We start from the raw sequence: 25853 nt of genomic DNA on the forward strand, positions 1-25853 counted from the left end.
ACTGGAGACCATGCGAGTTCTGGCGGCGATGAGCGGTGGAGTCGACTCCGCGGTGGCGGCGGCGCGCGCCGTCGACGCCGGACATGACGTCGTGGGTGTGCATCTGGCACTGTCACGCGCCGGGGGCACGTTGCGCACCGGCAGTCGCGGATGCTGCACGATCGAGGATGCGATGGATGCCCGCCGTACCGCAGATCTTCTGGGCATCCCGTTCTACGTGTGGGACTTCTCAGAGCGCTTCCGCGAGGACGTCATCGAGGACTTCATCTCGGAGTATCAGGCCGGACGCACGCCCAACCCGTGCCTGCGGTGCAACGAGAAGATCAAGTTCGCCGCACTGCTCGAACGGGCGATCGAGCTGGGCTTCGATGCTGTCTGCACCGGGCACTACGCCACCCTGATCGAGGGGGAGGACGGCCTGCAGCTGCATCGGGCCTCCGACGCGGCGAAGGACCAGTCGTATGTGCTGGGTGTGCTCAACGCCGAGCAGATTGCGCACACGTACTTCCCGTTGGGCGACACGCCGTCGAAGGCGCTCGTGCGCGCGGAGGCCGCCGAGCGCGGCATCAGCGTGGCGCAGAAGCCCGACAGCCACGACATCTGCTTCATCCCCGACGGCGACACCCGCGGCTGGCTCGCCGAGAAGGTCGGCACGGCCACCGGCGACGTCGTCGACCGCACCGGTGCCGTGGTCGGCACGCACGAGGGCGCGCACGCGTTCACGGTGGGACAGCGGCGCGGACTGCGTCTGGGCGTGCCCGCCGACGACGGCAAGCCGCGTTTCGTGCTCGAAGTGCGACCGGTGTCGAACACCGTCGTCGTGGGGCCGAAGGAGGCGCTTGCGATCGCCGAGATCTCGGGCGAGCGCTTCTCGTGGGCGGGAGCCGCGCCGATGGCATCCGAGTTCGCGTGTGAAGTGCAGATCCGCGCGCACGCCGACCCCGTGCCGGCCCGCGCGTTCGTGTCGGATGCCGGTGTGCGCGTCGTGCCCGATTCGCCGCTCGACGGCGTCGCCCCGGGGCAGAGCGCCGTGATCTACGTGGGCACGCGGGTACTCGGCCAGTTCACGATCGACACGACGGTCTCGGCGGTTCCCGTCGAGGCCTGAGCCTTGAGAGCTGAGCCCTGGACCGGCTTCGGGCGAGGGATGTCGTACCCGGCTCGTAGACTCGAGTTGTGTCAGAGAACATCACGCTGTCAGACGCCCGCGTCGAGGTCGAGGAGCTGACTGCCCGCATTCTCGAGGCGAAAGAGGCGTACTACGGCCGCGACACCTCGATGGTGGACGACGCGACGTACGACGGATGGATGCGCAGGCTCGAAGAGCTCGAGCGTCTGCATCCCGAGCTTCGGGGGCAGGACTCGCCGACGCAGATGGTCGGTGCTGCGGAGGCCACCGGTCTCGACACCATCGAGCACGCCGAACGGATGCTGAGCCTCGACAACGTGTTCTCCCTCGACGAGTTGCGCGAATGGCAGCAGAAGACGCAGGGTGCGGCCGGCCGGGACGTCGCCTGGCTCACCGAGCTCAAGATCGATGGCCTGGCGATCAACCTGCGGTACGAGAACGGCGTGTTGACGTCTGCGGCGACTCGTGGCGATGGACGCGTCGGCGAGATCGTGACCGAGAACGCGCTCAGGCTCGCCTCGATTCCCGAGCGGCTGAGCGGGGCGGGACATCCCGAGATCGTCGAGGTGCGCGGCGAGGTGTTCATCCCTGTTGCGGCATTCGAAAGGCTGAACGCGGCGCAGGCGGACTTCCGTGAACGTGCATACGCTGAGACCCTGTACCGCTGGGAGGCGCGCAGCGGTGCCAAGCGTCCGTTCGACGAAGAAAAGGCGCGCACGGCTGCGGCGCGCCGGTTCCCCTCGTTCGCGAACCCGCGCAACGCCGCCAGCGGGGGACTCCGGCAGCAGATCGACAAGAAGAGCGGCCTCGAGCTCGAAGCCGGCCTGCTGCGCATCGATTCGCTGGCGCTGTACGTGCACGGCATCGGGGCATGGCAGGACCCGCCCGTGCAGGCGCAGAGCGAGGTGTACGAGCTCCTTGCCGGCTGGGGTCTGCCGACCAGTCCGCACACGAAGGTCTGCCACAGCATCGACGAGGTCGCCGACTTCGTGGCGTACTTCGGTGAGCACCGCCACGACATCGAACATGAGCTCGACGGCATCGTCGTCAAGGTCGATGAGCTTGCGCTGCACGACGAGCTGGGCATGACCAGCCGGGCGCCCCGCTGGGCGATCGCCTACAAGTACCCGCCCGAAGAGGTGCAGACCCGGCTGCTCGACATCGTCGTCTCGGTGGGGCGCACCGGGCGCGCGACGCCCTTCGCGGTCATGGCACCGGCGCATGTCGCGGGATCGGTCGTGCGTCAGGCGACCCTGCACAACAAAGACGTCGTCAAGGCCAAGGGTGTGCTCATTGGCGACACCGTGGTGCTGCGCAAGGCCGGAGATGTGATCCCCGAGGTCCTCGGCCCGGTTGTCGACAAGCGCGATGGCAGCGAGCGTGAGTTCGTGATGCCCGTCGAGTGCCCCGAGTGCGGTACGCCGCTGCGGCCGATGAAAGAGGGCGATATCGATCTGCGCTGTCCGAACGCGCGCTCGTGCCCGGCCCAGGTGCGGGGGCGCGTAGAGCACATTGGCTCGCGCGGCGCTCTCGACGTCGAGGCGCTCGGCGAGGTGACCGCGGCCGCGCTGACGCAGCCGAGCTTTCCGGCCACGCCGCCGCTGGTGACCGAGGCAGGATTGTTCTCACTGACGCTGGAGCAGATCGTGCCGATTGAGGTGATCGTGCGCGACGCCGAGACGGGCCAGCCCAAGATCGACGATGAGACCGGTGAACCGGTGCGACGGTGGCCGTTCCAGAAGCAGGGACCCGCGCAGTACCCGCCGGGCACAGAGCACATGGACGCCGCGGAACGGCGTCGCGCGGGCATCCGCAAGGACTATCGCGAGACGTTGCCCTCGGGCGCGGCGGTCAAACTGCTCGCCGAGCTCGAGAAGGCGAAGGGCAAGGAGCTGTGGCGGCTACTCGTGTCGCTGAACATCCGCCATGTCGGCCCTGTGGCCGCACGCGCACTCGCGCAGTGGTTCGGATCGTTGGATGTCATCCGCGCGGCAACGCGAGACGAGCTCGCCGCGGTCGAGGGTGTGGGCGAGATCATCGCCGACTCGCTCCGGGACTGGTTCGAGGTCGATTGGCACCGCGACATCATCGAGCAGTGGACCGCTGCGGGTGTGCAGTGGGCGACGCCCGGGCATCCGGGTCCCGGCGCGGCCGCCGTCGAAGGGGGCGTTCTGGACGGCCTCACGGTGGTGGCCACGGGCTCGCTCGATGGCTTCACGCGGGAAGGTGCGCAGGAGGCCATTCTCGCGGCGGGCGGCAAAGCAGCCTCCAGCGTCTCGAAGAAGACCGATTTCGTGGCTGCCGGCCCCGGTGCCGGTTCCAAGCTCGCGAAGGCCGAGGCGCTGGGCATTCGTGTACTCGACGCGGCCCAGTTCCGCGTGCTGGTGACCGAAGGGCCGGACGCGCTGGATGGCTGATCGGCTGATCGTCGTCTGACGAGACCCACCACTTGCTACCTCTAGGCTCGGGGCATGACTGAGAACGCTGCTGACGTGACCCTGGTGGATCTCACGACGGGCGATGCCCGTTGGGCGCAGGCGCTGCCTGTGCTGCAGGAGTTGCGTCCGCATCTCACTGCGGAGCTGCTCGCACAGGTGCTCCGCGAGGGGGAACCGCAGGGACTGCGTTTCACCGCCGTGTTCACCGAAGATCGGTGCGTCGCTGTGGCTGGATGGCGGGTCATCGCCAACACCAGCGCGATCCGCAAGCTCTACATTGACGACCTCTCGACCGCGGCATCGGAGCGCTCGCGTGGGTACGGGGCGCTGCTTCTGCGCGAACTGCGCAATCGCGCCGCCGCTGCCGGATGCCGGGTCCTTGACCTCGACTCCGGGGTGCAGCGCTTCGAGGCGCACCGGTTCTACTTGCGCGAGCGGATGGACATCGTCTCGCATCACTTCGCTCAACGGCTCGGCTGAGACCTCTCGTCGGGGCACGCCGTCTGTTACCCGCTTGCCGTTCTGTATGGATGTTCGAATGTCGGTGGTCGCTGGTGTACTAGAGGCATGACGGCGCTGATGGACGTGACGGTGGAGCAGGTGACCACGCTCGATGAGCTGGTCGAGCTCGCGCAGTCCATCGAGCAGTCGATCAGCAGTATGCAGGCGGCACGTGACGGAGTGCTCGCACTGGCCAACCGTTGGGCGTTGGACGCGGCGGGTGAAGTCGACGAGGCCGACCTCTCGCTACGTACGGTGGCAGCTGAGCTCGGCGCGGCGCTGCGGGTCAGCGACCGAACGGTGCAACGGCGCATGCTCGCTGCAGAACAAGTTGTCGTACGCTTTCCGCGCGTGTGGGCGGCTCAGGGCGCCGGCGCGATCAGCGCCGGGCACACCAGGGTGATCGTCGAGGCGGGGGAGCACATCGACGATGCGGAGTCACGTGACCGATACGCCGCGCGCGTGTTGGAGGTCGCGAGCGGTGAGTCGCCGAATCGCACCCGGCCCATCGCCGAGCGGTTGGCTCAGCAGCACCAGCCGAAGACGCTCGACGAACGGCATGAGGATGCCCGTGAACGCCGCGGCGCGTGGGTCAGCGACCACCCGGACGCCATGGCGGAACTGCACGTGTTCGGACCGTCCGTTCTTGTGCACGGCGCATTCGACAGGCTCACTTCGATGGCGAAGGCGAGTAGCCGCGCGGTCCTGAGCGGCCCGCATCGGCAGGCTGAGCCCTTGTCTGATCCGCTGCCCGGCACCGCGTTCGGCCCGGCGGCGACACACGACGCCCAAGTCGCGATCGATGAGGATGTCCGCACGCTCGCGCAGCGACGCTTCGACCTGGCCATGAACCTGCTGCTGACCGGCGCACCGGCAGGGCACGACACGGACGACGGGCTGCTCGCCGCAATCCGGCCGCGGGTCAGCGTGACGATCCCGTTCCTCACGCTGATGGGCCGCGACGCCACTGACCTTCACCATCTGCGCGGCAAGGTTCGTTGCGACGCCGTTGGCGGCGGATGCGCTGACGCCGGTGGTGGCGCTAGTGACAACGACGCCCGTACTGGTGACGCCGCGGTCATCGGCGTGCGCGGAGGCGTCAACGCAGAACTGGACGGGCACGGCCCGATCGACGCGCATACCGCGCGCGTACTCGCCGGCGCGGCGTCGGGATGGAACCGACTGCTCACCCACCCGATCACGGGGATGCTGCTCGCCGTCGACCGGTACCGGCCCAGCGAGCAGCTTCGCCGTCATCTGCGAGCCAGAGACCAACGATGCCGGTTCCCCACGTGCGGTATGCCGGCCATCGACAGCGATCTCGACCACACACAGGACGCCGCCTTCGGCGGCGCCACCGAGGAGAGCAACCTCGGGGCACTGTGTCGCCGACATCATGTGCTGAAACACCATTCCCCATGGATGGTGGAGCAACGGGGGAGCGGACTCCTCGAATGGCGCAGCCCCACGGGGCGGGTCTATGTCGACCGGCCACCCCCGCAGAACACTGTCACCTTCACCGAGACCGCGCTGACCGAAGCCGGCACGCAGCGCAACGACAGCGGCGGCGACGGCGCGAATCCATCACCGGCACGATCCGCCGCCCCGTTCTGACCTGACCTGCCGGGGCCAGTCAATCGTGGCCCCGCGCCGCGCCGCGGGGCCGCGCCGCCGGGCCGCTCGGTCAGGGCACTACGAGGATGCCGTCCGCCAGGTCATCCTGACGTGACGGCGCGCAGACGCCCGCATCCGAGCGCCAGCCCCACGCCTCAGCATCCGAGCGCCAGCGCGCAAGCTTCAGCACCCACGCGCTGGCCCTGCGACAGATCAGTCCTTCTTGTGGCGCGGCTTGCGGGTGCCGCCCTCGTCGCGGAAGTCGCGCCCGCGCCCGCCACGGTCGTCCCGCTGGTAGCCGCGGTCGTCGCGCTGGTAGCCCCCACGATCACGCGATCCCTGGTAGCCGCCGCGACGGTCGTCGTCGCGCGGCGCACGCCGGTTCGGCACACCGCGGTCGGGCTTGATCTCGATCAGCTTCCCCGAGATGCGGGTGTCGCGCAGCTTCTCAAGCACCGCGCGGTCCATCGTCACGGGCAGCTCGACGATCGAGAAGTCGGGCTTGATCGCAATGGCACCGAAGTCATCGCGTCCCAGGCCGCCCTCGTTCGCGAGTGCTCCGACGATCTGCCGCGGCTCGACCCGGTGGCGGCGCCCGACCTCGATGCGGTACGCCGTGTAGTCGCCGCGTCCGCGCCGCTCACGAGGACCACGATCCGAGCGCTCCTGCCGCTCGCGCGGGGGACGGTTGTCACGTTCGACCGCCTTCGACAGTGCGTCGTCGGCGGGGTCCAGCAGCAGCGGTGTCTCGCCCTGCGCCACGACGGCCAGAGCGGCAGCGACGTCGGCCTCGGGAACATCGTGGTTGCGCACGTAGTGGGCGATGATGTCACGGAAGCCCTCGATACGTCCGGTTTCGCCGAGCGCGGCGGTGATCGCGTCGTCGAAGCGCGCCAGGCGCGTGGTGTTGACGTCCTCGGTGGTGGGCAGCTGCATCTGAGCGGGCTGCTGACGGGTCGCCTTCTCGATGTGCTTGAGCAGATAGCGCTCACGTGGGGTGATGAAGCTGATCGCATCGCCGGTGCGGCCGGCGCGACCCGTGCGGCCGATGCGGTGCACGTACGACTCGGTGTCGGTGGGGATGTCGAAGTTCACCACGTGGCTGATGCGCTCGACGTCCAGGCCGCGGGCGGCGACGTCGGTGGCGACGAGGATGTCGAGCTTGCCGTCCTTGAGCTGGTTCACCGAACGCTCACGCTGCACCTGCGGAACGTCGCCGTTGATGGCCGCCGCCGAGTACCCGCGGGCACGCAGCTTCTCGGCGAGCGTCTCGGTCTCGTTCTTGGTGCGGACGAACACGATCATGCCGTCGAAGTTCTCGACCTCGAGGATGCGCGTGAGGGCATCCACCTTCTGCGCGTACGAGACCACCAGGTAGCGCTGAGTGATGTTCTGGTTCGTGCTGGTCTTCGCCTTGATGGCGACCTCTTCGGGCACATTCAGGTACTGCTGCGCGAGCCGGCGGATCGCCGCGGGCATCGTCGCCGAGAACAGCGCCACCTGCTTGTCGCTCGGGGTCTGCGCGAGGATCTGCTCGACGTCCTCGGCGAAGCCCATCTTGAGCATCTCGTCGGCCTCATCGAGCACCAGGTACTTCAGCTCCGACAGGTCGAGCGTGCCCTTGGCCTGGTGGTCCATGATGCGGCCGGGCGTGCCGACGACGATGTGGACGCCGCGACGCAGAGCCGAGAGCTGCACGCCGTAACCCTGCCCGCCGTAAACCGGCAGCACCCGTACGTCCTTCATGCGCGAGGCGTAGGCCTCGAACGCCTCGCAGACCTGCAGCGCCAGCTCGCGCGTGGGTGCGAGCACGAGCGCCTGCGGCGTCTTCTGCGTCAGATCGAGGTTCTCGAGCACAGGCAGCGCGAACGCGGCCGTCTTGCCGGTACCGGTCTGCGCCGTGCCGAGCACGTCGCGTCCCTGCAGCAGCAGGGGGATGGTCGCGGCCTGGATCGGCGACGGCGTCTCATAACCCAGGTCGCGGATGGCGCGGAGCACCGGGCCACTGATGCCAAGGTCATCGAAGCCGGGCGTCGACGACTGCTCGGCGACGGCCTCTCCGGAGTCGGTGGAGGAGTCGGGGGCAGGCACAGCGGCGGCATTCTCGTCAGCAGTCACCTACCAACGATAGTGCCTCCGGATGTGAGAGTGCTGGCGGTCGCAGCAGGGCGCGATGCTCAGCGGCGTGTCGTCACCGCTGTCCGCCGCCGGTCAGCTCCAGAAGACGCTCCTTCACCTGGCGGCGCAGCACCTTGCCGATCAGTGAACGAGGCAGCTCATCGACGACGAACAGCCGTCGCGGCACCTTGTAGGGCGTGAGAATTCCGCGCGCGAACTCACGGATCGACTCGATGTCGGGGTCGACGCCGGCATCCACCACGATCGCGGCGACCACCTCCTCGCCAGAGTGTTCGCTCGGCAGACCGACGACCGCGGCATCCACGACATCGGGGTGCTGACGCAGCGCGCCCTCCACCTCGGTGGGGGCGACGTTGAACCCGCCCGTGATGATGAGCTCCTTGATGCGATCGACGATCCGCACGAAGCCCTTCTCATCGATCGTCACGATGTCACCGGTGCGGAACCAGCCATCGACGAAGACCGCCTCGGTGGCCTCCGGCTTGCCGTAGTAGCCGGAGAACACCTGGGGGCCGCGCACGATCAGTTCTCCGGGTGACCCGGCAGGCACGTCCTGCGTGGGGTTCTCGGGATCGACCACGCGGCACTCGGTGCCGGGCAGGGGCAGCCCGATCGTGCCGGCGACACGGTGCTCGGCCACCGGGTTCGCCATCAGCACGGGCGAGCACTCACTCAGGCCATAGCCCTCGACCAGGTATCCACCGCTGGCCTCCTCGAAGGGCACGACCAGCTCGTGGGGAAGCGCCATGGCCCCAGAGATCGCCACTTCGGTGCCCGCGAGCGAGACGCCCTTCTCTTTCGCGGCCGCCAGCAGACGCTCGGCGATCGGAGGCACGAGCGGCAGGAACGTCGCCGGGTGCTTCTTCGTGACCTCCAGCACCATGTCGGGATCGAACTTGGGGAACAGCACCAGCCGCGCACCCATCGACATCGCGAACGTCAGGCACAGCGTCAGTCCGTATGCGTGGAACATCGGCAGCACCGCGTAGACGACGCAGCCGTCGCCGCGCGTGATCGAGGGCACCCAGGCCTGGGCCTGCGCGGCATTGGCGAGCAGGTTGCGGTGCGTCAGCGATGCACCCTTGGGGGTGCCGGTCGTCCCCGAGGTGTATTGGATGATCGCGAGGTCATCGGTCTGCGGACGCGGGTGCGACGAGGGCAGCGGAGCGGATGCCACCAGCTGATCCCAGCTGATCGCACCGCGCACCTTGGCCGTCAGCGCCTGGCGCGACTCGCGGGCCTTCGCGATCGGCAGCTTCAGGGCGAGTCGCGTCATGAAGGGCATAGCCGTAGTGACATCGACCGAGATCAGGTTCGTCACCTTCAGATCGTCGGGGAACTGCTGCACGGTCTCGACGACCTTGCTCCAGACGATCGCGTGCGTGGCTCCGTGGTCCTCGAACTGCTTGCGCAGCTCGCGAGCGGTGTACAGCGGGTTGTGCTCAACGACCACGGCGCCGAGGCGCAGCACCGCGTAGAAGGCGATGATGTGCTGCGGGCAGTTGGGCAGCACGATGGCGACGGGGTCGCCGGGGCCGACGCCGAGATCGCGCAGACCGGCTGCGGCGCGCTCGATCGCGTCCTGCATGTCGCGGTAGGTGGTCTCGCGCCCGAAGAACTGCAGGGCCGGGGCATCCGGGTAGTCGCGCACCGACGCTTCCACGATGTCGATGAGAGACCCGGTCACCGGGGGAAGATCTTCGGGAACGCTGTCTGCGTAGCTGGCGGTCCAGGGGCGCGGGGGATCGAACGTCGTCACGGGTTCAGCTTACGTGTGCAGGGCCGGGGCTCTCGTAGACTGGCGTGGTGTCAGAAATCACCCCCGATCTCGTGCGCCATCTCGGCGTGCTCGCGCGCATCAAGCTCACCGACGACGAGGTGACCCAGCTGACCGGTCAGCTGGACGCCATCGTCGACAACATCGCCAAGGTGTCGGAGGTGGCGACGCCCGATGTGGCGGCCACCAGCCATCCGATCCCGCTGAGCAACGTCTTCCGCCCCGATGAGGTCGGCCTGACGCTCACGCCCGAGCAGACCCTGCAGAACGCACCGGATGCCGCCGACGGCCGCTTCCGCGTCACGGCCATCCTGGGAGAAGAGCAGTGAGCGACATCATCCGCATGACCGCCGCGGAACTCGGCGACAAGCTGAGCGCCGGCGAGATCTCCAGCGTCGAGGCCACCCAGGCGCACCTCGACCGCATCGCCGCCGTCGACGGCGATGTGCACGCGTTCCTGCACGTCAACGAGCACGCCCTTGCGGCCGCCGCCGAGGTCGATGCCCGGCGCGCCGCGGGTGAGCAGCTCGGCCCGATCGCCGGTGTGCCGCTGGCCATCAAGGACGTCCTGGTCACCACCGATCAGCCCTCCACGAGCGGATCGAAGATCCTCGAGGGCTACATGTCGCCGTTCGACGCGACCGTCGTCGCACGCTCACGTGCTGCGGGACTGGTGCCGCTCGGCAAGACCAACATGGACGAGTTCGCAATGGGCTCGTCGACCGAGCACTCCGCGTACGGCCCCACCCGCAACCCCTGGGATCTGGACCGCATCCCCGGCGGATCCGGCGGCGGCTCGGCAGCTGCAGTCGCGGCCTTCGAGGCTCCGCTCGCGCTCGGTTCCGACACCGGTGGGTCGATCCGTCAGCCCGCGCATGTCACCGGCACCGTGGGCATCAAGCCCACCTATGGCGGGGTCAGCCGCTACGGCGCGATCGCCCTGGCATCCAGCCTCGACCAGGTGGGCCCCGTCACGCGCACCGTGCTCGACGCGGGCCTGCTGCACGATGTCATCGGTGGCCACGACGCCAATGACTCCACCTCGCTCGACGAGCAGTGGCCGTCGTTCGCCGAGGCCGCACGTGAGGGCGCGACCGGTCAGGTGTTGAAGGGCCTGAAGGTCGGTGTCGTCAAGGAACTGCCCGACTCGGGATTCCAGCCCGGCGTCGCCGCCTCGTTCCGCGAGTCGCTCGCCCTCATGGAGGCGCAGGGCGCGGAGATCGTTGAGATCTCGGCCCCGCACTTCGAGTACGGCGTCGCCGCGTACTATCTGATCCTCCCGGCCGAGGCCTCCAGCAACCTCGCCAAGTTCGACTCGGTCCGCTTCGGGCTCCGCGTCACGCCAGAGGGCAACTCCACGGTCGAGGACGTCATGTCCGCCACTCGTGAGGCCGGTTTCGGCCCCGAGGTCAAGCGACGCGTCATCCTCGGCACGTACGCGCTGTCGGCCGGCTACTACGACGCCTACTACGGCAGCGCCCAGAAGGTGCGTACGCTCATCCAGCGCGACTTCGATGAGGCGTTCGCGCAGGTCGACGTGATCGCGACGCCCTCGGCACCGACCACAGCGTTCAAGATCGGTGAGAAGATCGACGACCCGCTGCAGATGTACCTCAACGACCTGACGACGATTCCCGCCAACCTCGCCGGCGTGCCGGGCATCTCGATCCCGTCGGGGCTCGCATCCGAGGACGGGCTGCCCGTCGGCATCCAGTTCCTCGCCCCCGCGCGTCAGGACGCGCGTCTGTACCGCGTCGGCGCCGCTCTCGAAGCCGCGCTGCTGGACTCCTGGGGAGCACCCCTCCTGGAGAAGGCCCCCACCCTGGGAGGAACCCGCTGATGGCCACCGCAAAGCTCATGGACTACGACAAGGCCCTCGAGCTGTTCGAGCCGGTGCTCGGATTCGAGGTGCACGTCGAGCTGAACACGCGCACGAAGATGTTCTCGGGCGCACCCAATCCCGCGCACGAAGAGTTCCACGCCGCCGAGCCGAACACGCTGATCGCGCCGGTCGACCTCGGGCTTCCGGGTTCGCTCCCGGTGGTCAACGCCACCGCGGTGCGCTCGTCGATCAGCCTGGGCCTGGCGCTCGGATGCTCGATCGCCGAATCGAGCCGCTTCGCGCGCAAGAACTACTTCTACCCTGACCTGGGTAAGAACTATCAGATCTCGCAGTACGACGAGCCGATCGCCTTCGAGGGCTCGGTCGAGGTCGAGCTGGAGGACGGCACGCTGGTGACCATCCCGATCGAGCGCGCGCATATGGAGGAGGACGCCGGAAAGCTCACCCACATGGGTGGTGCCACCGGTCGCATCCAGGGTGCGGAGTACTCGCTGGTCGACTACAACCGTGCGGGTGTGCCGCTCGTCGAGATCGTCACCAAGCCGATCTTCGGTGCCGAGCACCGTGCGCCTGAGATCGCCAAGGCGTACATCGCGGCCATCCGCGACATCGTGCGCGGACTCGGTATCTCTGAGGCGCGCATGGAGCGCGGCAACCTCCGCTGCGACGCCAACGTGTCGCTGCGTCCCCGCGGGCAGGAGAAGCTCGGAACGCGCACCGAGACGAAGAACGTCAACTCGATGCGCTCGGTCGAGCGTGCCGTGCGCTACGAGATCCAGCGCCAGGCGCAGATCCTCGCCGACGGCGGCGTCATCATCCAGGAGACGCGCCACTGGCACGAGGACACCGGCACGACCTCGCCGGGGCGTCCGAAGTCGGATGCTGACGACTACCGCTACTTCCCGGAGCCCGACCTGCTGCCGGTCGAACCGGCGCGAGAGCTGGTCGAGGAGCTGCGTGCTGCTCTTCCCGAGCAGCCGATCGCCCGCCGTCGCCGGCTGAAGGCCGACTGGGGCTTCACCGACCTGGAGTTCCAGGACGTGCGCAACGGCGGTCTGATCGATGTCGTCGCCGCGACAATCGACGCCGGATCGACGCCGGCTGCGGCCCGCAAGTGGTGGACCGGCGAGATCACGCGCGTCGCGAACGCGCAGGAGCGCGACGTCGCCGATCTCGTCAGCCCGCAGAACGTCGCCGCGCTGCAGCAGCTCGTCGACGCGGGAACGCTGACCGACAAGCTGGCCCGCCAGGTGCTCGAGGGCGTCATCGCCGGCGAGGGGACGCCGCAGGAGGTCGTGGATGCCCGCGGACTGGCCGTCGTCTCGGATGACGGTGCGCTGATCGCAGCGATCGATGACGCCTTCGCCGCGCAGCCCGATGTGCTCGCCAAGATCAAGGACGGCAAGGTGCAGGCGGCCGGTGCCGTGATCGGCGCCGTGATGAAGGCGATGAAGGGACAGGCCGACGCCGCACGCGTGCGAGAGCTGATCCTGGAACGGGCCGCGCAAGACTGACCGTGATGTCCCATGCCTCCACGAGAATGGAGGCATGGGACGCGGTGACGGATCGGGACGACTGGTCTCGCCCGAAGGGGCGGATGACAGCGGCACCGGCATCCTGCATGTCGACATGGATGCGTTCTACGCCGCTGTCGAAGTGTTGCATGATCCTTCGCTGCGGGGGCTGCCCCTGATCATCGGTGGACGCGAAGGGCGCTCAGTCGTGTCCAGCGCATCGTACGAGGCGCGCCGATACGGTGTGCGCAGCGCGATGCCGGTGGGGCAGGCGCTCCGTCTGTGCCCGACGGCGCGGGTCGTCCCACCCGATTTCGAACGCTATCGTGCGGTGTCCGCACAGGTGATGGCGATCTTCGAGAGCATCACCCCGCTGGTCGAACCGCTGTCGATCGACGAGGCGTTCCTCGATGTGCGAGGCGCACGCCGGCTGTGGGGGAGTCCCGGCCGTATCGCCGTGCTCATCCGCCGCCGTGTGCAGGACGAGGTGGGCATCACGTGCAGCGTCGGAGTGGCCGCGACCAAGCACGTCGCGAAAATGGCCTCGACCATCTCCAAACCCGATGGCATGCTGATCGTTCCTGCCGCCCGCACACAGGAGTTCCTCGACCCGCGCCCGGTGGGTGCGATGTGGGGGGTCGGCCCGAAGGCGGCGGATGCCCTCGCCCGCCGCGGCATCCGCCTCATCAGCGATGTGCGCACGTCGCCTCCCGAGGCGTTGGACCGCGCGCTCGGTCCGGCGCTGGGAGCGCGGATCCGTGCGCTCGCGACGGGGCAGGACGCCCGCACCGTCGAGACCGAACGGATCGAGAAGAGCATCGGGCATGAGGAGACCTTCGACCGCGATGTCGAGGACCACGAGTTGCTGCGCTCCGAGCTGCGGCGCCTTGCCGATCGGGTCGGCGCCCGACTACGCGCCTCGGGCTGGCATGCCGGCGGTGTGGCGATCAAGATCCGCTTCGCCGATTTCACCACGGTCAACCGGTCGGTGTCGCTTGCCGAGGCGACCGATGTCGGACAGCGGCTGGGCGAGACCGCACTGTCGCTGTTCGAGCAGATCGACCGGCGCGATCCCGTGCGTCTGGTCGGCGTCCGCGCAGAGCGCCTTCGCCCGGCGGCTGCGGGAGCGCTCGCGCTGTGGGACGACGACGAGGACCAGCGCCGGCTGGAGGGCACGCTCGACGATGCACGGGCACGATTCGGTGTCGGCATGATCACCCGGGCGCGGCACATGAGTCGAGGGGAGAGCCGGTCGCCGGGGCATCCGCCGGTGGACTAGCGTGGGGTCATGCCGAACATTGCACTGGAACTGGGAAAGCAGGCCGCCTCTCTCGGGGTCAAGAGCGCTTACGGTGAAACGGTCGACGTCGATGGAGTCGGCGTCACCCCGGTGGCGCTCGCGATCACATGCTTCGCCGGCGGCGAAGTCGAACAGCAGGGTGACGGCGGCGCAGGCGGCGGAGTGGCTGTGCCGCTCGGCGTCTACGTGCGCCGTGAGGAGGGTCTGCGCTTCGAGCCGAACCTGATCACGTTGCTCGCTGTCGCCGTGCCCTTCGTCTGGGTGTCCGGACGCGCCATCACGCGCATCATCCGTGCCCTCAAGAAGTAGCGACCCTCTGGACGCGGTGCTCACCGGCGCCACCGAGCAGATCCGTTCGGCTGTCGCCGGGCTCGGTGTGCCCAACCCGGTGGTCGTCATCGACGGGCGTAGCGGAGCAGGAAAGACCAGCCTCGCCGCGCGACTGGTGCGTGCCTGGCCGTTGCCGCAGCCCGTGCAACTGCTCGCGCTGGACTCGGTCTACCCTGGGTGGGACGGGCTGGCGCGGGGCGCCGAGATCGCGCGCCAAGGGGCCCTGCTGCCACACAGCCGTCAGCGGATCGGTCGCTGGCATCGCTGGGACTGGCAGCATGACGAGCCCGCTGAAGCGCACGCGGTCGACCCCGATCTCGGGCTGATCGTCGAGGGGTGCGGTGCACTGACACGGGCATCCGCTCCTCTTACGCACATGACGGTGTGGGTTGACGGCCCCGCCTCAGCGCGGCGCAGCCGCGCGCTGGAACGGGACGGCGACGTATTCCGCGACCACTGGGACATGTGGGCAGCGCAGGAGGATGCGCACATCGCTCGCGAACACCCGGCGCAGTTGGCGACGATGGTCTTCACGACACCCTGAGGCGTCTCACCCCGCGTCGTGCTCGTCCGCGAGCATCACCAGCTGGTCGAGCCGGTATCCGAGCCAGTCGTAGACGTGGAAGCGTTCGTCGTCGGGCCCGTGGGTGTCGGCGGTGTCGATGCCGAGTCGCGCGGCGACGACCAATCGCACCGCTGCCAGGGTTCGCAGCCAGGCGTCTACGTGCTCCGGTGGGATCCGTACCGTCCGTTGCCGCATGGCTGCGCGCGTCGACGGAGCTGAGCCGTCCTCGAGGGGCGCCCCGAGATCGGAACGCACATCGAGGGCATCCGCCGTCCGCCGATCGAACAGGCCATCGCGTGTGGCGGCGCGGAACTCGGCTGCCGCTGCGGGGTCATCGGCATAGGCAGCCGGTGCGATGCGGCTCAGACCGGGGTCGTCTGTCACTTTGCCGTCGGCGATGACGTCGAGGAACTCGTCGATGAGCCGCTGCAGGTTCTGCACCTCGATCGTCGCGAGCGAGAGCGATAGATCCGTGGTCACTGAGGCGCCCGCCTCACCGTCGCCCACAAGCCGAAGTCGTGCATTGCATGCGCATGGGCCTCCATCGTCTCGCGCGGACCGGTCGCCACCACGGCGTGACCCTCGTGGTGCACGGCGAGCATCAACCTGTTGGCATGCTCGGCCGGATACCCGAAGTACGTGCGGAAGATGCGTGCCACGTAGCTCATCAGGTTCACGGGGTCATCCCACACGACGAGCTGCCACGGCACCAGAGGGGCCGCCGTCAGCTGCTCATCGAGAACCGGCGTCGAGGACGGTGTGCTCATGCCCACCCCAGTTCGTGCAGTTGCTCGTCATCGATGCCGTAGAAGTGCGCGATCTCGTGCACCAACGTCGTGTGTACCTCCGCGCGCAGCGCGGCCTCATCCGCACACGCGGCGAGATGCGTCTCGCGGAAGACGATGATGCGGTCGGGCAGCTCACCCATCCCGTACTGACCGCGATCGGTCAGCGCGAACCCCTCGTACAGGCCGAATAGCTCCTCGCCGGTCTCCGCGCGGTCCTCGACGACGAACACGACGTTGTCCAGGCCGTCCACCATGTCGTCGGGCAGCTTGTCGAGTTCGTCGATCACGAGAGCCTCGAAGGCATCGGCATCCATCTCCATCCCGGCGCCGAGGTCGAGGCTCATGTGCACGCGCGGACCCACATCGGCGAGCCCAGCGCGCTGCTCGGCGTCGAGGAGAGCCGTGGTGAAGCTGTCCGAGGGCGTCGGGATCTCAGCGAAACCGAGGGACGCGTAGAACGGTGCGTTCCAGGGGATCTCGGCGAAGGTGCGCAACGTGATCAGTTTCGCCCCGCGCGCACGTGCCTCGTCGAGCGCGGCGTGTACAAGGGCCGTGCCGTGGCCGAGCCGGGCGTGCTCCGGCAGCACCGAAAGCTGCTCCAGGTGCGCCACATCATCGTGCGTGATGACGTGGACGAAACCCACGGCCGGACCGGCCTCGTCGTCTGCTGCCACGAGAAGGAACCCCGGATGCTGACAGCGATCCTGACCGGACGGGGGAGAGCCCCATTCGGTACGGTCCGCGATCGCGTCGAACACGGTGTCGGCGGCGGCCTCGATCCTCGCGATCGACGGCAGATCGGAGTCTGTTGCGATACGGACGTGCGAGGCCATGCATCGATCGTATCGACTCGTTCTGATCGCGGCCCTCGCCGAGAGCACCGACGCGGTCCACAGAGGCTGTCGCGGGCGCTTCCCCCGTTGCTAGCATCACTCACACAACGCAGAGAAGGTTCTCAGAAGGAGAACACATGGCCGGTTCAGCAATGGTGCAGACATCGAAGTGGCGCAGTTTCTGGAACAACGGCGGGTGGTGGAAGGCCCTGCTGCTGGTGATCTTCTACTGGGTGCTCTACCAGGGCGTCGCGTGGCTCATTCACACTCTCTTCGGCGGAATGATGACGCCGGGCGGCACGTTCGCCTCTCCGCAGAACGTGCTGATCGGTCAGACGCTGTCGATCCTCGTCACCGGGCTGTTGATGCTCGCACTCGCCTGGTCGTTCGGCTGGTTGAAAGAGCTGTTCGGGCCGCAGCCGATCCGCGGCAGCTGGTGGATGTGGCTGGCGGTCGTCGTCGTGCTGGGCTTCAACGCGGTGCGGTACGCGGCCGTCGACTATCAAGCGGTCGGGGTCGGGGTGACGCTGATGACACTGTTCCTCGGACTGTGCATCGGATTCACCGAGGAGCTCGTGTGCCGTGGTTTCGCGGTACAACTGCTGCGCCGCGGCGGATACAGCGAGTGGGTCGTCGCCGCGCTATCGTCGCTGCTGTTCGGCATCCTGCACGCCGGGAACTTCATCGGCACGACGGATCTGCTTCCCGTCATCGTGCTGGTGGTGTACACGTTCACGTTCGGCGTGCTGATGTACCTCTCGATGCGCGTCAGCGGCACGCTGATCCTGGCGATCCTGCTGCACGCCTCGACCGATCCGAGCCAGTTCCTGATCACCGGAGCCATCGGCGAGCAGGGACAGGTGGGAGAGGCGAGCGCGCTGATGCCGATCGCGAACCTCGCGAACCCCGTTGTGATCATCGTCGGACTTGTGCTGCTGATCTTCATCCGCGGGCGTGTCGGGCGCGCGCACTACGGTCTCGGCGATCGCGTCGAGAAGTAACGGGCAACGGAAAAGGTCAGGCCCGGACTCCTTGGAGGAGTTCGGGCCTGACCTGATTGGGGTGAGTAACGGGGCTTGAACCCGCGACCCCCGCGACCACAACGCGGTGCTCTACCAGCTGAGCTATACCCACCATGTGCCCGCCTCAGCGGGCAACCCTTAGAGTCTATTACATGTTTTGAGTGAACGATGACACGGTGCGACTCGAGATGTCTTTGGCCTCGTCGGAAGAGGGTCCGGGCTCGGCTACGAAGACCGCTTCACGGTAGTAGTGCAGCTCGCGGATGGACTCCAGAATGTCGGCCAACGCACGGTGTCCGCCGTTCTTCTCGGGGGCCTGGAAGAACACCCGCGGGTACCAGCGGCGCGAGAGCTCCTTGATGCTGGAGACGTCGACGTTGCGGTAATGCAGGTGCCCGTCGACACCGGGCATGTACTTGGCCAGGAACATCCGGTCGGTGCCGATCGTGTTGCCCGCCAGCGGCGCCTTGCGCTCCATCGGAACGAAGCGCTTGATGTATGCGAGGGTCTGCGCCTCGGCCTCGGCGAGCGACACGCCGTGGGGGATCTCGTCGATCAACCCCGACGTGCGGTGCATCTCGGTCACGAAATCGCCCATGTTGGCCAGCGCGGCATCGCTCGGCTTGATGACGACCTGGAACCCGGGGTCGATCACCCGCAACTCGAAGTCCGTGATGACGACGGCGATCTCGACCAGTTCATCGACGGCGAGGTCGAGTCCCGTCATCTCGCAGTCGATCCACACCAGCCGGTCGTTCTCAGACGCAGAAACCATCCCTTGATCCTAGCGGCGGGCCCGGACACGGTACCGTAGACGTACACGCCTCCTTAGCTCAGTGGATAGAGCAGCAGCCTTCTAATCTGTTGGTCGCAGGTTCGAATCCTGCAGGGGGCACCAACGATCACCGCCCCACCGCATCACCGTGCCGCGACGGCGGCTGCCACTGCGGCGTCTGCGGTGTCATGCACGAAGCGGAAGCCGCTGTCGAGAAGCGCCGTCGGCCGCACATCCGCATCGGCGAGCAGCAGCGAGTCGGCCGCCGGTGCGCTGAGCACGCTCCGGAGCGCCCACGCCGGCACAGGCAACCAGAATGGCCGGTGAAGTTCGCGTGCGAGCGCGCGGCCGACGTCATTCGCCGTCGCGGACGCCGGCCCTGTGAGATTGACCGGGCCGTCGAGGTTCTGATCGATGATGTGCAGGAGTGCGCGCACCTCATCGTCGAGCGAGATCCAGGGCCAGACCTGGTCACCGCCTCCCAAGGGGCCACCGACGCCGAGGGAGGTGAGCGCGATCAACGGACGGAGCACACCCCTGCGGTGGATCACCGGTGCAGTGCGCGCGAGCGCCACCCGTGTGACGTCCGCCGCCTGCCGAGCGGCGCCCTCCCACTCGATGCACACGCGTGCCAGGAACGTGTCACCGGCGGGGGAGGACTCCGTCAGCATCCGACCGGGCACAGAGCCGTAGTACCCGACCGCGGATGCTGACACAAGCGTCGGCGCACCCCTGCCGAGGTCGCGCAGGGCCGCCACCAGAGTCGTCGTCGGAGCGAGCCTCGACGAAAGCAGCTTCCGTCGGTAAGGGGCTGTCCAGGGCATCTGTCCCACACTGGCGCCGTTCAACGCCACCACCGCGGACGCGCCCTCCAAGGCGCGCGGATCCAGCACGCCGTCCTCCGGTTGCCACTGGACCTCTCCCGGGTGAGCCGGGGGACGGCGTACCAGTCGGGTCACGCGATCCCCTCGCGCGACGAGGGCGTCCGTGAGCGCGGTTCCGATCAGCCCGGAACCGCCCGCGATGACGACGTGCGCGCTCATGGTGCCTCCGGCTCGTGGTTCTCAGGCTGCGGGTGCTTCGAGAGCTTGGACGGCCACCAGATCACCCGGCCGAGATCGTACGACAGGGCCGGTACGAGCAAGGTGCGCACGACGAACGTGTCCAACAGCACGCCGAAGGCGACGATGAACGCCAGCTGCACCAGGAACAGGATCGGGATGACCGCGAGCGCCGTGAAGGTTGCAGCGAGCACGAGGCCGGCCGAGGTGATCACCCCGCCGGTGATCGCGAGCCCGCGCAGCACTCCCTTGCGCGTGCCGTGCTGGAGCGACTCCTCGCGCACGCGGGTCATCAAGAAGATGTTGTAGTCGATACCGAGAGCCACCAAGAAGATGAACCCGAACAGCGGCACGGCCGGGTCAGCGCCGGGGAACTGGAACAGACCGTTGAATACCAGAGCAGAAACGCCCATCGCGGTGCCGAACGAGATCACCGTCGTGATGATCAGCAGCACGGGCGCGAGCACCGAACGCAGCAGCACCATCAGAATCAGCGTGATGACGGCAAGGACGAGCGGGATGATGAGATTGCGGTCATGGATCGAGGCGGTGTTGGTGTCGACGGCTGTCGCGGTGACACCGCCCACCAGGGCGCTCGGTGCCGCGTCGACGAACTCCGCCCGAAGGTCGGTGACGGTCTGCCCCGCGGCTGCCGAGTCTGCGGCATCCGTCAGCGTCGCACGAAGAAGAACCTGACCGTCGACCGTGGTGGGACTCGGTTCGGGGGTTCCGGGTGGGCCCACCGGGGTGATGCCCTCCGCTGTCACCGGCGCGGATCCGCTCGGGCTGTCCTCGGTGGTGACCGCGACGCCATCGATCCCGTCATCGGCGAGCAACACGGTGACCGCGTCGTCCATCTCGCTCTCGTCCACGATGATCAACGCAGGGCTTCCAGAACCACCCGGGAAGTGCTCGCCCAGTGCCTGCTGACCATCTCGCGCTTCGGACTGCCCGAGCACCAGTTCGGATTGGGCAACGCCATCCGCCTTCAGCTGGGTCACGCCCAGCGCTCCGATCAGCAGAACGAGCGTGGTGGCTACCCAGATGATGCGCGGTCGCCGCTGCACGAGGTGCGCGAGCTTGGTCCACAGGCCGCGATCGGGCATCCCGTCTTCCGCGGCGACAACATCCGGCTCGAACCGCGGACGTCGCGGCCAGAAGGCCGCGCGACCGAACGCGAAGAGCATCGCCGGTAGGAGTGTCAACGCCGAGAGCATCGCGAAGATGATCCCGATCGATGCCACCGGGCCGAGTGCGCTGTTCGACTTCAGATCGCTGAGCAGCAGGCACAGCAGGCCGGCGATGACCGTTCCGCCCGACGCGAGGATCGGCTCGAACGAACCCTTGATCGCTGACATGGTCGCGACCCACTTGTCGTTCTCGACCCGGAGCGCCTCGCGGTATCGGGCCACGAGCAGCAACGAGTAGTCGGTCGCGGCGCCGATCACGAGGATGAAGAGGATGCCCTGCGTCTGGCCGCTGAGCAGCAGGATGTCCCACTTCGCCAGCCACCACACCGTGAGGAGCGCGGCGCACAGCGCGAACAGACTGGTCGATAGGACCGCAATCGGCAGCAGGAACGATCGATACACCAGCAGCAGGATGACGAGCACCGCCAGCAGAGCCACGCCGAGCAGAAGCCCATCGATCCCCGCGAACGCCGAGACCAGGTCAGCGGTGAACCCCGCCGGCCCCGTCACGAACGTCTCGATGCCTTCGGGTGCTGTGGTGGCGAGCTCTGCGCTCAGCTCTGCGACGGTGTCGCCCACCTCGGCGCTGCTGAGGATGGGCACGAATGCCTGTGCGGCCAGGCCGTCCTCAGAGGGGATGAGCGGTGACACGTCCGCACCGATCCCCTCGATCGTCGCGACCTTCGTCATGACCTCCGCCAGCGACGAGAGTTGCTCGTCGCTCAGCTGCTCGTCGGAGACGAAGACGACGAGAGCCGGTATTGCCTCGGAGTCGTCGAAATCTCCCAGCATCTCCTGCACACGGGTCGCGTCGGCTGACTCGGGCAGGTAGCTCGTCTGGTCGTTCGATGAGACCTCGTCGACCTTTCCGAAGTAGGGGCCGCCGATGCCCGCGACGGTCAGCCACGTCAGGATGAGTGCGGCGGGCAGAAGGATCCGCAACCATTTCGGAACGGCGGGCCGATCGGCGGCCGCGCGTCGTTCGCTACGGGTGGTGTGAGTCATGCGCTGTTCCATTCCAGGATCAGGAGGAGGGTGACGAGAAAACCAGAGAAGTAGTTGAGTGCGATGAACCGACGCCAGGCCCGGTTGGACTCTGCGGAGCGTTCGTCGGTGAGCGCCCAGAACGGCGCGCAGTTGAGCAGGTAGGGCACGGCGATGATGGCGGCGAGCGGACCGGGCCAGGGCACGGCGAGCATGAGCAGGCCGGCAGCCGTCCACAGCGCGAGTGCCACACGCACGGTCGCCTTCGCGCCGATCACGGTGGCGATCGAGTGGATGCCCGCAGCACGATCCGGCACGATGTCCTGCACCGCCCCGAAGGCGTGCGCTGCCATACCCCAGAGGAAGAAGGCCGACAGCAGCAGCAGGATGCCCCCCGTGAGATCTGCGCCGGCCAGAAGCAGACCGACCACCGCGGGGCTGACGAAGTGCGTGCTCGAGGTGAGCGAATCCAGGAAGGGGCGTTCCTTGAACCGAAGTCCCGGCGCGGAGTACGCGACGACGGCGAAGGCGCTCACGGCGAGCGCGCCCCATACCGCGGGGCCACCCGCGAGCGCGAGCAGCACGAGGAAGGGGATGTTTGTGAGGGCGGCGATCCACAGCGTCGGCGTATGGAGCCTCCTGGGCAGCAAAGCCCCTTCCACACCGCCCTTGCGCGGGTTGGCGACGTCCGACGCGTAGTCGAAGACGTCATTGATGCCGTACATCGCGAAGTTGTAGGGCACCAGGAAGTACAGGAAACCGATCAGGAGGACAGCGTCGATCTCGCGTGTGGTCAGCACGTACGCCGCCGCGAAAGGGAACGCCGTGTTGATCCAGCTGATCGGACGAGAGGCAACGACCAGTTGCCTGAAGTCCTCCCGGCGCGCCGAGCCGCCCTTCTGCAGCGCTACCCAGGCGGCCGGCAACAGTAGCGCCCCTGCCAGCGGGTACGCGAAGTCCTCGACGGGTGCGACACCGATCGACACGCCCAGCAGGTGCGAGGGTGCGTAGTGGAACAGGCCGGCCGAGATCATGAGGTTGTCGAACAGCGCCGTCAGAGCCAGCATGAGCACGGTTGTGAGCAGCAGGGCGATGAGCACGCGTGAGCGGGGAACGCGCGGCGTGCGGCGGAACGCGACGGCGAGAAGGACGATCGCCGCGCAGGCGGCGATCGCAAGTCCGAGAGTGGCGATCAATGGATACGTCACGACCGGTCCGCCGTCCGCGTGCGCGTCTGCTGTATCCAGCCGAGGATCCGCAGGGTGCCGGTGAAGACGACCATCGTGCACAGCACGAGGAAGATCAGGAAGAACGGTTCCTCAAGCGGCAGTTCGGGGGCGAGTACTATCCCGGTGGCGATCGGGCTCTCGCCGCGAAGGAAGACGCCCGCGGCGATGCCGGCGACATCCCACAGCAGGAACAGCGCGGTCCCGATGACGGTGATCAGCAGAGCGATTGCGGGGTCGTGCCAGAAGAACAGCCGAAAACGGTAGTCGATCAGAAGCATGCATCCGATCACGAGCAGCAGTGCTGCGAGGTACAGCATCCCCATCATCGTTCCGCTCCCGCCACGCGTGCATCCGCCGAGCGGGCGGCGCTGCTCACGCGCGTCGGAAGTGGCCCGGCGCTGTGGTCGCCGCGGATGCGCTTGAGCACGAGCTCCGCGCTGATGAGGCACATGGGCACGCCCACACCGGGTGCCGTCGTGGACCCCGAGTAGTAGAGGCCCTCGACCTTGCGCGAAGCGTTCTGCGCGCGGAACATGGCACTCTGTCGCAGAATGTGCGCGGGGCCGAGCATGCCGGCGTGCCAGGAATGGTAATCGGCCGCGAAGTCCGCAGGGCCGATGGATTCGCGCACGACGATCCGTTCGCGCAGGTCCGGAACATCGGCCCACGACGCGATCTGATCGATCGCGGCATCGACCGCGTTCTCGACCGCTGTGGACGGCGAACCGTGAAGGCTGCCGCGCCCGATGCTCTCATCGGCCGGCACCGGAATCAGGACGAAGAGGTTCTCATGCCCGGCAGGAGCCACTCCGGGATCGGTGGCGCTCGGACGGCACACGTAGATCGACGCCGGATCGGGAACACGCGCGTCCACACCGAAGATGGCGTCGAAGTTCGCCGTCCAGTCAGTCGTGAACAGCAGCGAGTGGTGGGGGAGTGCGGGCAGCTCGCCTCGCACGCCGAGCAGGGCGATCACAGCGCCCGGCCCGCTGGTGCGTTTGTCCCACCACCGTTGGGGGAAGGTCCGTTGCCGCGGTGGCAACAGCTGTGTCTCGGTGTGATGCAGATCCGCACCGGAGACGACGATGTCGGCTTTCTCGAGATGCTCGGCTCCGTGAGCATCTCGCCACGTCACGCCGGTGACCGTGTGTCGGCGCCGGCCGCGGCCGCGCCGGGGGGCGGTCTCTATGCGCTCGACGCTGGCATCCGTCACGATCTGCGCCCCGGCAGAGCGGGCGAGCGTTTCCAGAGTCTCAACCAGGTGCCAGAACCCACCCATCGGGTACTGCACGCCCTCATCGAGATCGAGCGCGCTCATCAGGTGGTACATGGCCGGTGCAGCGGATGGATCGGTTCCGAGGAAGACCGCCGGGTATCCGAGCACTTGCCTCAGCACCGGATCGTCGAAACGTTTCCCGACGTACGACTCCAGGGAAGAGGCGAGCAACCGTGTCAGCGTTGGGAGCCCGCGGATCACCTCGCCGGCGAGCAGACTCCGCAGCCGTGTGAACGGGTTGTAGAGGAAGTAGCGTTCTGCGAGGTCGGTCGTACGGGTCGCGGATGCCAGATGCGCACGCAGCGCTGCAGAGCTTCCCGGTTCTGTGGCCTCAAACGTCTGCAGTACTCGGTCGGCGCCGAGCGGAACCGTGAGCGGTTCCCGCTGCCGGCCGTGCTGATCCGGCTCGCTGAAGACCCGGTACGCGGGGTCGAGGAAGCGCAAGTCAAGCTGCTCCTGAGCGGACGTGCCCAGCATGCCGAAGAAGTGCTCGAACACACGCGGCATCAGATACCAGGACGGTCCGGTGTCGAACCGGAACCCGTCACGCTCGAGGGTCCCGGCGCGGCCGCCGACGCGGGAGTTCTTCTCGAGCACGACGACGTCGTGGCCCTCCTGGGCAAGCAGTGCCGCCGTCGCAAGCCCTGCGACACCGGCGCCGATGATCACCGTGCGGGTCATCGATCTCGCTCCTTCACTGTCATGAATATGGCACGCGCCACCAGGACTGTCTTGATCGCATCAGGAACACGGATGCGCTTCTCGTAGAGCTGTTCGGCCGGGGTGCGCGCGATGCGGTCGGTGAGGTTGCCGAACAGCGCGTGGGCGCTGCGCACTGCGGCACGCGCGTCGCGCGGCAACAGTGGAATCACCGCTTTGGCATCAGCGAGCTGCCCGCGGATTCTCGCAACCCAGGCGAGTACCTCCGCATCGGAGAGCCTGCGATCGTTGCCGAGGTAGCTGCGTCCGAGGCGTTCTGTATCGTCGGCGAGGTCACGCAAGAAGTTGACGTTCTGGAACGCCGCACCGAGCTGACGGGCGCCGTGCTCCAGACGCGTCCGCGTGCTCTCGGTCACCTCTTGCCCACGCAGGAACACGCGCAGGCACATCAATCCGACGACCTCGGCCGACCCATGCACGTACGCGGCATGTGCGCGCGGATCGAACACGGTGTTCTCGGTCCCGGCATTGAGCAGATCGGTGCGCATCGAGTCGAAGAACGGTCGGGTCAGCGTCTCGTCGATCCCCGCGGCGCGGGCGGTTGCGGCGAACGCATGGATGACCAGGTCGCTGCTGTAGCCGGTCTGCATCGCGCGATGGGTCTCGACGACGTAGGCATCAAGCACCGCACGTTGATCCGCCCCGGACAGCCCCGCTTCGCTCGCTACGCCGTCGACAATCTCGTCGGCGACGCGCACCAGCGCGTAGATGTTGCGCACGTGTGTGCGGTGACGGCGTCCCAGGAGCCGCGTCGCGAGGCCGAACGATGTTGAGTAGGCGCGGATGACGCTCTGCGATACGGTCTCTGCCATTCTCGTGAAGCGT

Annotated in this window: 23 protein-coding genes, 2 tRNA genes and 1 pseudogene; 12 read left to right on the forward strand and 14 right to left on the reverse strand. The window is 67.6% G+C overall.

Annotated elements, in window-relative coordinates:
- Nucleotides 1-10: 10 nt before the first annotated feature.
- The 4 genes from mnmA (at nucleotide 11) to JF543_RS08740 (ending at nucleotide 5682) form a co-directional block, all read left to right on the forward strand.
- On the forward strand, nucleotides 11-1108 hold the full coding sequence (gene mnmA, locus JF543_RS08725) for a tRNA 2-thiouridine(34) synthase MnmA (RefSeq protein ID WP_179410957.1): 1098 nt from the start codon (nucleotides 11-13) through the stop codon (nucleotides 1106-1108).
- A 68-nt stretch (nucleotides 1109-1176) separates the two neighbouring features.
- Nucleotides 1177-3546, forward strand: coding sequence for an NAD-dependent DNA ligase LigA (ligA, locus tag JF543_RS08730; protein ID WP_206823777.1), 2370 nt, complete (start codon nucleotides 1177-1179; stop codon nucleotides 3544-3546).
- Nucleotides 3547-3600: 54 nt separating this feature from the next.
- Nucleotides 3601-4047: a GNAT family N-acetyltransferase gene (locus JF543_RS08735; RefSeq protein WP_242519425.1), complete on the forward strand. Its 447-nt coding sequence runs from the start codon at nucleotides 3601-3603 to the stop codon at nucleotides 4045-4047.
- Between the two features lie 87 nt (nucleotides 4048-4134).
- Complete coding sequence (locus tag JF543_RS08740) at nucleotides 4135-5682, forward strand: HNH endonuclease signature motif containing protein (protein ID WP_206823778.1); 1548 nt, start codon at nucleotides 4135-4137, stop codon at nucleotides 5680-5682.
- A gap of 213 nt (nucleotides 5683-5895) precedes the next feature.
- Here JF543_RS08740 and JF543_RS08745 read toward each other — a convergent pair whose 3' ends face one another.
- Nucleotides 5896-7773, reverse strand: a complete 1878-nt coding sequence (locus JF543_RS08745; protein WP_206821665.1) for a DEAD/DEAH box helicase — start codon at nucleotides 7771-7773, stop codon at nucleotides 5896-5898.
- Nucleotides 7774-7873: 100 nt separating this feature from the next.
- Nucleotides 7874-9580: a long-chain-fatty-acid--CoA ligase gene (locus JF543_RS08750; protein ID WP_179410954.1), complete on the reverse strand. Its 1707-nt coding sequence runs from the start codon at nucleotides 9578-9580 to the stop codon at nucleotides 7874-7876.
- Nucleotides 9581-9627: 47 nt separating this feature from the next.
- On the opposite strand from JF543_RS08750, the gene gatC reads away from it, so the two are divergent.
- Genes gatC through JF543_RS08780 form a run of 6 tightly spaced genes read left to right on the forward strand, consistent with a single transcriptional unit; the run spans nucleotide 9628 to nucleotide 15129 of the window.
- Nucleotides 9628-9927 (forward strand): Asp-tRNA(Asn)/Glu-tRNA(Gln) amidotransferase subunit GatC, encoded by a 300-nt coding sequence (gatC, locus tag JF543_RS08755; RefSeq protein ID WP_179410953.1) that lies wholly within the window; start codon nucleotides 9628-9630, stop codon nucleotides 9925-9927.
- Complete coding sequence (gatA, locus tag JF543_RS08760) at nucleotides 9924-11438, forward strand: Asp-tRNA(Asn)/Glu-tRNA(Gln) amidotransferase subunit GatA (protein ID WP_179410952.1); 1515 nt, start codon at nucleotides 9924-9926, stop codon at nucleotides 11436-11438. Before gatC ends, gatA begins: the two co-directional genes overlap by 4 nt.
- Nucleotides 11438-12955, forward strand: a complete 1518-nt coding sequence (gatB, locus tag JF543_RS08765) for an Asp-tRNA(Asn)/Glu-tRNA(Gln) amidotransferase subunit GatB (RefSeq protein WP_179410951.1) — start codon at nucleotides 11438-11440, stop codon at nucleotides 12953-12955. Before gatA ends, gatB begins: the two co-directional genes overlap by 1 nt.
- Nucleotides 12956-12989: 34 nt before the next feature.
- A complete protein-coding gene (gene dinB / locus JF543_RS08770; RefSeq protein WP_206820560.1) occupies nucleotides 12990-14234 on the forward strand; it encodes a DNA polymerase IV in 1245 nt (414 codons plus the stop codon).
- A 9-nt stretch (nucleotides 14235-14243) separates the two neighbouring features.
- Nucleotides 14244-14564: a hypothetical protein gene (locus tag JF543_RS08775; protein WP_179410949.1), complete on the forward strand. Its 321-nt coding sequence runs from the start codon at nucleotides 14244-14246 to the stop codon at nucleotides 14562-14564.
- Nucleotides 14548-15129, forward strand: a complete 582-nt coding sequence (locus tag JF543_RS08780) for a hypothetical protein (RefSeq protein WP_206820559.1) — start codon at nucleotides 14548-14550, stop codon at nucleotides 15127-15129. The genes JF543_RS08775 and JF543_RS08780 overlap by 17 nt, the downstream gene beginning before the upstream one ends.
- Nucleotides 15130-15135: 6 nt before the next feature.
- Here JF543_RS08780 and JF543_RS08785 read toward each other — a convergent pair whose 3' ends face one another.
- The 4 genes and pseudogenes from JF543_RS08785 to JF543_RS14410 all read right to left on the reverse strand — a co-directional run.
- Nucleotides 15136-15630, reverse strand: a complete 495-nt coding sequence (locus JF543_RS08785; RefSeq protein WP_206820558.1) for a DUF2017 family protein — start codon at nucleotides 15628-15630, stop codon at nucleotides 15136-15138.
- Entirely contained in the window at nucleotides 15627-15917 is a 291-nt protein-coding gene (gene clpS, locus JF543_RS08790; RefSeq protein WP_206820557.1) for an ATP-dependent Clp protease adapter ClpS, read from the reverse strand. Before clpS ends, JF543_RS08785 begins: the two co-directional genes overlap by 4 nt.
- Nucleotides 15914-16258, reverse strand: a complete 345-nt coding sequence (locus JF543_RS14405) for a metallopeptidase family protein (protein ID WP_242519665.1) — start codon at nucleotides 16256-16258, stop codon at nucleotides 15914-15916. Before JF543_RS14405 ends, clpS begins: the two co-directional genes overlap by 4 nt.
- A gap of 120 nt (nucleotides 16259-16378) precedes the next feature.
- Nucleotides 16379-16771: pseudogene (locus tag JF543_RS14410) on the reverse strand (GNAT family N-acetyltransferase); the annotation flags it as partial.
- A 137-nt stretch (nucleotides 16772-16908) separates the two neighbouring features.
- Here JF543_RS14410 and JF543_RS08800 point away from each other — a divergent pair.
- Nucleotides 16909-17772, forward strand: a complete 864-nt coding sequence (locus JF543_RS08800; protein ID WP_242519426.1) for a CPBP family glutamic-type intramembrane protease — start codon at nucleotides 16909-16911, stop codon at nucleotides 17770-17772.
- A gap of 57 nt (nucleotides 17773-17829) precedes the next feature.
- Here the strand turns inward: JF543_RS08800 and JF543_RS08805 are convergent.
- Nucleotides 17830-17905, reverse strand: a tRNA-His gene (locus JF543_RS08805).
- A gap of 36 nt (nucleotides 17906-17941) precedes the next feature.
- Complete coding sequence (gene orn, locus JF543_RS08810) at nucleotides 17942-18568, reverse strand: oligoribonuclease (RefSeq protein ID WP_179410944.1); 627 nt, start codon at nucleotides 18566-18568, stop codon at nucleotides 17942-17944.
- A 47-nt stretch (nucleotides 18569-18615) separates the two neighbouring features.
- On the opposite strand from orn, the gene JF543_RS08815 reads away from it, so the two are divergent.
- Nucleotides 18616-18691, forward strand: a tRNA-Arg gene (locus JF543_RS08815).
- A gap of 20 nt (nucleotides 18692-18711) precedes the next feature.
- On the opposite strand, the gene JF543_RS08820 is transcribed toward JF543_RS08815, so the two are convergent.
- From JF543_RS08820 to JF543_RS08845, 6 genes are read right to left on the reverse strand one after another with little or no spacing between them, the layout of a single operon-like run.
- Nucleotides 18712-19611, reverse strand: a complete 900-nt coding sequence (locus tag JF543_RS08820) for a TIGR01777 family oxidoreductase (protein WP_206823779.1) — start codon at nucleotides 19609-19611, stop codon at nucleotides 18712-18714.
- On the reverse strand, nucleotides 19608-21824 hold the full coding sequence (locus tag JF543_RS08825) for an MMPL family transporter (protein WP_206820554.1): 2217 nt from the start codon (nucleotides 21822-21824) through the stop codon (nucleotides 19608-19610). Before JF543_RS08825 ends, JF543_RS08820 begins: the two co-directional genes overlap by 4 nt.
- Entirely contained in the window at nucleotides 21821-23011 is a 1191-nt protein-coding gene (locus JF543_RS08830) for a prenyltransferase (RefSeq protein WP_179410885.1), read from the reverse strand. The genes JF543_RS08825 and JF543_RS08830 overlap by 4 nt, the downstream gene beginning before the upstream one ends.
- Entirely contained in the window at nucleotides 23008-23355 is a 348-nt protein-coding gene (locus JF543_RS08835; RefSeq protein WP_179411862.1) for a lycopene cyclase domain-containing protein, read from the reverse strand. Before JF543_RS08835 ends, JF543_RS08830 begins: the two co-directional genes overlap by 4 nt.
- Nucleotides 23355-24989, reverse strand: coding sequence for a phytoene desaturase family protein (gene crtI / locus JF543_RS08840; protein WP_206820553.1), 1635 nt, complete (start codon nucleotides 24987-24989; stop codon nucleotides 23355-23357). The genes JF543_RS08835 and crtI overlap by 1 nt, the downstream gene beginning before the upstream one ends.
- On the reverse strand, nucleotides 24986-25840 hold the full coding sequence (locus JF543_RS08845) for a phytoene/squalene synthase family protein (protein ID WP_242519427.1): 855 nt from the start codon (nucleotides 25838-25840) through the stop codon (nucleotides 24986-24988). Before JF543_RS08845 ends, crtI begins: the two co-directional genes overlap by 4 nt.
- Between the last annotated feature and the right edge of the window lie 13 nt (nucleotides 25841-25853).

The organism is Microbacterium esteraromaticum, assembly GCF_017303215.1.
Lineage (GTDB): Bacteria > Actinomycetota > Actinomycetes > Actinomycetales > Microbacteriaceae > Microbacterium > Microbacterium esteraromaticum_C.

Excerpts from the sequence above, each read along its gene's own strand:
- mnmA (WP_179410957.1), top strand. The coding sequence starts at position 11 with ATGCGAGTTCTGGCGGCGATGAGCGGTGGAGTCGACTCCGCGGTGGCG.
- JF543_RS08735 (WP_242519425.1), top strand. The coding sequence starts at position 3,601 with ATGACTGAGAACGCTGCTGACGTGACCCTGGTGGATCTCACGACGGGC.
- JF543_RS08740 (WP_206823778.1), top strand. The coding sequence starts at position 4,135 with ATGACGGCGCTGATGGACGTGACGGTGGAGCAGGTGACCACGCTCGAT.
- gatB (WP_179410951.1), top strand. The coding sequence starts at position 11,438 with ATGGCCACCGCAAAGCTCATGGACTACGACAAGGCCCTCGAGCTGTTC.
- dinB (WP_206820560.1), top strand. The coding sequence starts at position 12,990 with ATGGGACGCGGTGACGGATCGGGACGACTGGTCTCGCCCGAAGGGGCG.
- JF543_RS08775 (WP_179410949.1), top strand. The coding sequence starts at position 14,244 with ATGCCGAACATTGCACTGGAACTGGGAAAGCAGGCCGCCTCTCTCGGG.
- clpS (WP_206820557.1), bottom strand. The coding sequence starts at position 15,917 with ATGAGCACACCGTCCTCGACGCCGGTTCTCGATGAGCAGCTGACGGCG.
- JF543_RS14405 (WP_242519665.1), bottom strand. The coding sequence starts at position 16,258 with ATGGAGATGGATGCCGATGCCTTCGAGGCTCTCGTGATCGACGAACTC.
- JF543_RS08800 (WP_242519426.1), top strand. The coding sequence starts at position 16,909 with ATGGCCGGTTCAGCAATGGTGCAGACATCGAAGTGGCGCAGTTTCTGG.
- orn (WP_179410944.1), bottom strand. The coding sequence starts at position 18,568 with ATGGTTTCTGCGTCTGAGAACGACCGGCTGGTGTGGATCGACTGCGAG.
- JF543_RS08820 (WP_206823779.1), bottom strand. The coding sequence starts at position 19,611 with ATGAGCGCGCACGTCGTCATCGCGGGCGGTTCCGGGCTGATCGGAACC.
- JF543_RS08825 (WP_206820554.1), bottom strand. The coding sequence starts at position 21,824 with ATGACTCACACCACCCGTAGCGAACGACGCGCGGCCGCCGATCGGCCC.
- JF543_RS08835 (WP_179411862.1), bottom strand. The coding sequence starts at position 23,355 with ATGGGGATGCTGTACCTCGCAGCACTGCTGCTCGTGATCGGATGCATG.
- crtI (WP_206820553.1), bottom strand. The coding sequence starts at position 24,989 with ATGACCCGCACGGTGATCATCGGCGCCGGTGTCGCAGGGCTTGCGACG.
- JF543_RS08845 (WP_242519427.1), bottom strand. The coding sequence starts at position 25,840 with ATGGCAGAGACCGTATCGCAGAGCGTCATCCGCGCCTACTCAACATCG.